Here is a 7,260-nt window from a genome sequence, read left to right on the forward strand (position 1 = left end):
GCCCCGGCCCCGCCGACCGTTTCCGGCCCCCTCGCTCCGGGTCCGACGTACCGCGCCGAGGGCCGGACCAGCCGCCCCGTCCGCTTCTGCTCCAGGATGTGCGCCGACCAGCCGGCCGTACGCGCGCACGTGAACATCGAGGTGAACAAGTCGGCGGGCACCTCGGCGAAGTCGAGGACGATCGCCGCCCAGAACTCGACGTTGGTCTCCAGCACCCGGTCGGGCCGCCGCTCGCGCAGCTCGGCGAGGGCTGCCTGCTCCAGCGCCTCCGCGACCTCGAAGCGCGGCGCACCGAGCTCGCGCGCCGTCCTGCGCAGCACGCGCGCCCGCGGGTCCTCGGCGCGGTAGACCCGGTGCCCGAACCCCATCAGCCGCTCGCCCAGATCCAACTGCCGCTTGACGTAGGCCCGTGCGTCGCCGGTGCGCTCGATCTCCTCGATCATGCCGAGCACCCGCGAGGGCGCCCCACCGTGCAGCGGCCCCGACATCGCGCCGACGGCGCCCGAGAGCGCGGCCGCGACGTCGGCGCCGGTGCTCGCGATCACCCGGGCGGTGAACGTCGAGGCGTTCATGCCGTGTTCGGCGGCGGAGGTCCAGTACGCGTCGACGGCGGCGACGTGCTTCGGGTCCGGCTCGCCCCGCCAGCGCCGCATGAACCGCTCGACGACGGTCTCCGCCTTGTCGATCTCGCGCTGCGGCACCATCGGCACGCCCTGCCCGCGCGCCGACTGCGCGACGAATGAGAGCGCCATCACCGCGGCCCGCGACAGGTCCTCGCGCGCCTGCTCCGCGCCGATGTCCAGGAGCGGCCGCAGCCCCCACACCGGCGCCAGCATCGCGAGCGCGGACTGCACGTCGACCCGGACGTCCCCCGAGTGCACCGGAATGGGGAAGGGTTCGGCAGGCGGCAGCCCCGGCGCGAACCCGCCGTCGACGAGGAGTCCCCAGACGCTCCCGAACGGGACGTGCCCCACCAGGTCCTCGATGTCGACGCCCCGGTAGCGGAGCGCCCCGCCTTCCTTGTCGGGTTCGGCGATCTCCGTCTCGAACGCGACGACTCCTTCAAGTCCGGGCACGAACTCGGACATCGGGCGGCTCCCTTGTGGTCTGGACGGCGGACGCCGCGGGGTTCCACGGCGCCCGGTCCGGCTGTCCGACGCGGTCGCGACGGTGAGGTGTCAGGTGCGGGTGAGTCGGACGGTCCGGTTCCGCGGCCGTCGCTCGCGGTCCTCGCCGTCGTGGTGCTCCTGCCCCGTCGGGGCCTGGGGAAAGCGGAGCGGAGGCCCGGCGCCGCGAGCCTCCCGGTGGCTGATTCTGTCGGCTCCGGCACCGGCCGGGAAGGGTGATGCTCGGCACACGTCCGTGACCCCTCCCAACGCCCCCGCCTCCACGCCGGTTTGACGTCCCGTCGAAAGAGGCCCGGCGTACGGCCCGTCCGGCGCGTCCGGAGACGGATGCGGCAAGATGTGCGGGTGTCACAAGCTGAGGACCTCCATGCCACCACCCCGCCGGACCCGACCTCGCACAGCGTCCTCGACCCTGCCGGGATGCGCGCCCACTACCGGGCGCAGGGTCTGAGCGAGGAGGACCTCGCGCCCGATCCGTTCGCGCAGTTCGAGCGGTGGTTCGCGGACGCGTCCGAGAGCGGGCTGCACGAGCCCAACGCGATGGTCGTCTCCACCGCCGACGCCGAGGGCCGTCCGAGTTCCCGCACGGTCCTCCTGAAACACGTCGACGAGCGGGGCTTCGTCTTCTACACCAACTACGGCTCCCGCAAGGGCAGGGAACTCGCCGCCAACCCGCACATCGCGTTGCTCTTCCCCTGGCACGGCATCGCACGCCAGGTCAGCGTCGAGGGGACGGCAGAGCGCACGGGCAGGGACGAGACGGCCGCCTACTTCCGCACCAGGCCGCACGGCTCGCAGTTGGGCGCCTGGGCGAGCGAGCAGTCCTCCGCCCTCGCCTCGCGCGCCGAACTCGACCGCATGTACGCGGAGTTGGCCGAACGCTATCCGGAGGGCGAGGACGTGCCGGCGCCGCCGCAGTGGGGCGGCTTCCGGGTGCGTCCGGAGTCGGTCGAGTTCTGGCAGGGCCGCGAGAACCGCCTCCACGACCGCCTGCGGTACGTGCGCGCGGAGAGCGGGGAGGGGTGGGGCGTGCAGCGCCTCTGCCCGTGAGCCGTGCTGCGCGGTAGCGAACAGCAGACGGCCCGCGGGCGACTCCCCACCGCCTTGCGGCGGTTCGGCGTCGGTCGGACGAGTCCGACGAGCCCGCGGGCCGGGTGGACTGCTGGAGATTGGCCGGAGTATCCGGCGTCCCTCACATTCCGATCAGTGAACTCCCCGTGCGGAGAGCCGAGACCGGGTTCTGCGAAGTGTGGCGCCGGCCCTAGGCCGCAGCCACCTCACGCGTCCGGGTACTGATCATCAGCCGGATCACCTCCTTTCTCGTGTACCTGCACGCTAGCCAGGCTCCTGATGCGGGCGCAAGTGATTTCGGAGGCGCAACGATTTCCCGGAATCGACTGTGGGGTGCGTCACGTTGGAGTTGAATGATCCGTGTCCGCGACCGTCGCATCCGGCGGCGGCGGACGGCGACCGCGGCCTGCCCCGACCGGGCGGCCCGGACCAACCAGATCGCTGGGGGTGCCGGATGGCGGCTCGATCCAGAGCACACAACGCCCCGTCTCCGGGCGAGGGCGAGAGCGAGGGCGGCGAGGCCGACACATGGCAGGGCGCCGAGCCCGGTGAGGACGGCCTGCTCCTCGCCGCTCTGCTCGACGGCATGGACGCCGCGCTCTGCGCGTTCGACGCCGAGGGCGTGGTCACACACTGGAACCGCGAGGCCGAGCGCATCCTCGGCTGGACGCGGCAGGAAGCCGTGGGCCGGAAGGGGCTCGCCGGCTGGGCGGTCCGCACGGCCGACGCGCCCGAGGTGGAGCAGCGCCTGCTGGCGGCGATGGGCTCGCCGGGGCGCCGGGTCCACGAGTACGCGCTGTTGCGCAAGGACGGGGGCCGAGTCCTCGTGCGCATCCAGAGCTGCGGCGTCCGCGGCGAGGACGGCACCCCGACGGGCGTCTACTGCGCCTTCAGCGAGGTGCACACCCAGATCGACCTCGAACGCTCCCTCGCCCTGAGCGAGTCCCTGTTGGAGGAGGCGCCCTGGGGCGTCGTCCTCGTCGACGCCGACCTGCGTCCCACCGCGCTCAACGCCCGCGCCGTGGCCGACTTCGGTCTCGCCTCGCCCGCCTCCCTGCTGGGCCGCCCTCTCGGTGACGTCCTGGAGCAGGGCGTCGAGGAGTTGGAGGGCGCACTCCGGCTGGTGCTCGCCGAGGGACCGCCGCCCGCGCCCGGCGAAATCCGGGTGACCCTCCGCGATCCGCGCGACGCCCGGCAGCGGGAGGAGAGCGAGCCGCTGCGGTCGCGGCAGCGATGCTGGCAGAGCGGATTCCTGCTGCTCTCCTCGCCGTTGGCCGAGGAGCCGTCCCCGCTCGGCGCCGCCTGGTTCTTCCGCGACGTCACGGAGGAGAAGCAGCAGGCACAGGAGAGCGCCAGGTTCCGCTTCCGCGAGAAGCAGACGCACCGCGCGGCCCGTGTCGCCGCCGAGTGCGTCGACCCGATGGAAGCGGCCACCACGCACCTGGAGTTCGCGCTCGCCGGCTTCGCCGACCACGCCGTCCTCGACCTCCTCGCCCCCGGATCGCCGCTCGTGGACCGCCCCGAGGGCGAACCGTCCCCCGCGCTCCTGCGCGCGGTCCTCACGCCGCCGCTGCCGGCGGGCGAGGACGCGCACGCCGCCACGGGCGCCGAGGGCGGTCTCCCCGTCGGCTACGGCGCCGCGCATCCGGCGCTCCAGGCGCTGCGCCGGACCGGTGCCGTCCGCGCGAGCCTGCCGGGCCCCGAACCCCGGGCCGAGTGGGCGGCCGAGCGCCGCTGGCCCGAGGGCACGATGCACGGGCTCTGCGTGGTCCTGCGCGCGGGCGGCCGCTCCCTCGGGGTGGCGAGCTTCCTGCGCGGCGCCGGTCGCACCCCCTTCGACCGCGTCGACGCCGAGTACGCGGAGGACGTCGCCTTCCGCGTCGCCTCCGCCGTCGCGTCGGGTCGGTCGGCGGGGTAGGGCTCAGCGGTAGAAGATCCGCTGCGCGTTCTCGGCGAAGACCCGCTCGTTGGCGGCGAGTCCGCCGTCGACGTTGCCGGAGCGCAGCAGCGGCGGTTCGATGCCGCGCTCGGCGAGGAGCCCGACCGCCGTCGCGACGACCGCCTGCATCAGCGCGCTGGCGACGACGGTCGACGCCGGCGCGAACGGCACGTCGACGCCCTCGTGCCGCAGGGTGGTGTCTCCGACGGGGATGCGGTTGTCGAGGACGACGTCGCAGTGGTCCTTGAGGAAGGTGCCGGTGGCGTTGGACGGCTGCGTCTCCTCCGCGTACGCGAGCGAGGTGACGCCGACCACGGTGAGGCCGAGCTCCCGGGCGCGGGACGCCATCTCGACGGGGAGGACGTTCCGGCCGGAGAGGGAGACGATCACCAACAGGTCCCCGGCGCGGGCCGGCGACGCCTCCAGCACCGTGCCGGCGAGCCCCGCGACGCGCTCCAGGGCACTGCCGAGGTGCGCGGGTCGAACGTCGACGCCGACGGCGCCCGGCACGGGGAGCAGGTTGAGCACGGCGAGGCCGCCGGCCCGGTAGACGACGTCCTGCGCCGGGAGCGCCGAGTGCCCCGCGCCGTAGGCGAAGGCGCGGCCCGAGGAGGCGAGGGTGTCGGCGAGGAGCCGGCCGGCTGCGGAGATCGCCTCCGCCTGCGTGGTGCGCACCTCGGCGAGGAGGGTGGTGGCGGCGTCGAAGAACTCTTCGGCAAGCGACTGCTCGCTCATGGCGTGGCCTCTCGGTCGGCGGGTGGGCGCGGCCGGTGGCCGCGTTGCCGCGGGGGCCGGGCGCGGGCCGTGCGTCCGACGGCGTACCTGGCGGGCCACCGCCCTCGCCGGCCGCTCGGTTCCTCGCGCTCGCCCGCGCCGCTGCGGCGATCACGTTGGGGCGGTCAACCCCGCCTGTCAATACCGCGTCCTCTCGGAGGGGCCGATTGTCAGCGGGATGCGTCAGAATTGATGCCAGGGCCACCGCACGATCTGACTAGGGGCTACGCATGTCCGGACTCATCGACACCACCGAGATGTACCTCCGCACCATCCTGGAGCTGGAGGAGGAAGGCGTGGTCCCGATGCGTGCCAGGATCGCGGAGCGCCTCGACCAGAGCGGTCCCACGGTGAGCCAGACCGTGGCCCGCATGGAGCGCGACGGCCTCGTCACCGTCGCAGGCGACCGTCACCTGGAGTTCACCGACGAGGGCCGCATGCTGGCGACCCGCGTCATGCGGAAGCACCGCCTCGCCGAGTGCCTGCTCGTCGACATCATCGGCCTGGAGTGGGAGCAGGTCCACGCGGAGGCGTGCCGCTGGGAGCACGTGATGAGCGAGGCGGTCGAGCGCCGGGTCCTCGACCTGCTGCGCCACCCCACGGAGTCCCCGTACGGGAACCCGATCCCCGGCCTGGAGGAGCTCGGCGAGGAGCGCGGCGTCGACCCGTTCCTCGACCACGGCCTGGTGAGCCTCAGCGACCTCTCCTCCTCGGGCGGGGACGGCAAGACCGTCGTCGTGCGCAGGATCGGGGAGCCGGTCCAGATGGACGCGCAGGTGATGTACACGCTGCGCAGGGCCGGGGTGCAGCCGGGCGCCGTGGTGAGCGTCACGCCTGGCGTCGGGGGCGGCGTCCAGGTCGGAAGCAGCGGCGAGGAGGCCGAGTTGGGCTTCGACGTGGCGGCGCACGTCTTCGTCGCCAGGCGCTGAGCGCTCGCCGCGTCCCCGCGGTGGTGCGCGGGGCGGTCGTGTGGTGGTGCGTGGGTCCTGGATCGCCGCGGTGTGCGGCGGGGCGCGGTGATCGTGTCGCGCGGTGACCTTCCCAATTCGCCCGCGCAGTACCAGAGTTGCACCCAGTGAAGAGACCGCGACGGCGCGTGGGCGGTGGCCCGTCCGCCAGGGACGGAAGGGGAGCGGATGCTCGGCCTGCGTGTGCGGCTCGCAATGTGGCGAGGGCCCCGGTGCCTTGGGCGGCCGGAGCCCTCGCTTCCCCATATCCCCCGGGGGGCGACCCGGAGCCCCGAGCTCTCAGGGTCGGCCCCTCTCGGTACGTCTCTCCCCTGGCCGCAGCGGGGCAACCCATGAGCGTTGTCACTCTTACGAGGGGAGTTGCGCAGGATGGGTTCTGTTCGAATAGACATTCGATAAGCTCTGTGAGCGGTGCGAGGAGTGGGGGTGGCACGACGCATGGTGCGAAGGATCGATGTGGCCGGCTCGGACGGAATCCGGCTGGCCGCCTGGGAGTTCACAGATCCACCGAAGGGCGGGCCCGGTGGGCCGCAGAGTGTCGGGGCGAGGTCGGAGGCTCCCGGCGCCGGGCCGCCCGGGGTCCTGTTGCTGCACGGACTGATGGGGCGCGGCGCGCACTGGGCGGATACGGCCCGTTGGCTCTCCGCGCTCTACCGCCCCGTCGCTCTCGACCAGCGCGGCCACGGGCAGAGCGAGAAGCCGCCCGCCGGACCCTTCGGCAGGGACGCCTTCGTCGCGGACGCCGAAGCCGCCATCGAGCAGCTCGACCTCGCGCCCGTGGCCCTCGTCGGCCACTCGATGGGCGCCCTCACCGCGTGGCAACTCGCCGCCAAGCGGCCGGACTTGGTGCAGGCGCTGGTCGTCGCCGACATGCGCGCCTCGGCCCGCGGCGAGCAGTCGCAGCGCGAGTGGGAGGAGTGGTTCCGCTCCTGGCCCGTCCCGTTCGCCACGCTCGCCGACGTCCGCCGCTGGTTCGGCGAGGACGACCCGTCGCTGGAGCGCTCCCGTCCGGCGCGGGGCGAGTATTTCGCCGAAGTCATGCGCGAGACGGAGGACGGCTGGCGCCCCGTCTTCTCGGCGGAGCAGATGCTCCGCGCCCGGGAGACCTGGGTCTACGACGCGCACTGGGACGAGTTGGCGCAGGTGCAGTGCCCGACCCTCGTGGTGCGGGGCCTCGACGGCGAGTTGGGCAGGGCCGAGGCGCAGGAGATGGTGCGCGTCCTTCCACGCGGGATTTACGCCGAGGTCCCGGAGGCGGGCCACCTCATCGACTACGACCAGCCGGAGGGGTGGCGTCGCGTGGTGGAGCCGTTCCTTCAGGCGGCCCTTTCCGCCCGGAGCTGAGGAGCGTCGGCGTGGTCCGCGGACGTGCGCCGCGGAC

The 7,260-nt window shown here is 73.5% G+C and carries 6 protein-coding genes; 4 read left to right on the forward strand and 2 right to left on the reverse strand.

Features of this window, described 5'->3' with window-relative positions:
- On the reverse strand, window positions 1-1,088 hold a 1,088-nt coding region (locus UWG_RS0107325; RefSeq protein ID WP_016906552.1), incomplete at its 3' end, for a citrate synthase 2.
- Between the two features lie 366 nt (window positions 1,089-1,454).
- Between UWG_RS0107325 and pdxH the strand changes: the two genes are divergently transcribed.
- Together pdxH and UWG_RS0107335 are read left to right on the forward strand one after the other, a co-directional pair.
- A complete protein-coding gene (gene pdxH, locus UWG_RS0107330; protein ID WP_420235617.1) occupies window positions 1,455-2,177 on the forward strand; it encodes a pyridoxamine 5'-phosphate oxidase in 723 nt (240 codons plus the stop codon).
- 475 nt (window positions 2,178-2,652) lie between these two features.
- On the forward strand, window positions 2,653-4,116 hold the full coding sequence (locus UWG_RS0107335) for a PAS domain-containing protein (protein ID WP_016906554.1): 1,464 nt from the start codon (window positions 2,653-2,655) through the stop codon (window positions 4,114-4,116).
- 3 nt (window positions 4,117-4,119) lie between these two features.
- Here UWG_RS0107335 and UWG_RS0107340 read toward each other — a convergent pair whose 3' ends face one another.
- On the reverse strand, window positions 4,120-4,872 hold the full coding sequence (locus UWG_RS0107340; protein WP_016906555.1) for an SIS domain-containing protein: 753 nt from the start codon (window positions 4,870-4,872) through the stop codon (window positions 4,120-4,122).
- A gap of 269 nt (window positions 4,873-5,141) precedes the next feature.
- On the opposite strand from UWG_RS0107340, the gene UWG_RS0107345 reads away from it, so the two are divergent.
- On the forward strand, window positions 5,142-5,840 hold the full coding sequence (locus UWG_RS0107345; RefSeq protein ID WP_016906556.1) for an iron-dependent transcriptional repressor DtxR: 699 nt from the start codon (window positions 5,142-5,144) through the stop codon (window positions 5,838-5,840).
- A gap of 477 nt (window positions 5,841-6,317) precedes the next feature.
- The gene (locus UWG_RS0107350) at window positions 6,318-7,223 is read left to right on the forward strand and encodes an alpha/beta fold hydrolase (RefSeq protein ID WP_029391244.1); all 906 of its coding nucleotides are present in this window, start codon (window positions 6,318-6,320) and stop codon (window positions 7,221-7,223) included.
- Window positions 7,224-7,260: the final 37 nt, after the last annotated feature.

This window comes from Streptomyces xiaopingdaonensis (assembly GCF_000262345.1).
GTDB classification, from domain to species: domain Bacteria; phylum Actinomycetota; class Actinomycetes; order Streptomycetales; family Streptomycetaceae; genus Streptomyces; species Streptomyces xiaopingdaonensis.

Excerpts from the sequence above, each read along its gene's own strand:
- pdxH (WP_420235617.1), top strand. The coding sequence starts at position 1,455 with ATGCGGCAAGATGTGCGGGTGTCACAAGCTGAGGACCTCCATGCCACC.
- UWG_RS0107335 (WP_016906554.1), top strand. The coding sequence starts at position 2,653 with ATGGCGGCTCGATCCAGAGCACACAACGCCCCGTCTCCGGGCGAGGGC.
- UWG_RS0107340 (WP_016906555.1), bottom strand. The coding sequence starts at position 4,872 with ATGAGCGAGCAGTCGCTTGCCGAAGAGTTCTTCGACGCCGCCACCACC.
- UWG_RS0107345 (WP_016906556.1), top strand. The coding sequence starts at position 5,142 with ATGTCCGGACTCATCGACACCACCGAGATGTACCTCCGCACCATCCTG.
- UWG_RS0107350 (WP_029391244.1), top strand. The coding sequence starts at position 6,318 with ATGGTGCGAAGGATCGATGTGGCCGGCTCGGACGGAATCCGGCTGGCC.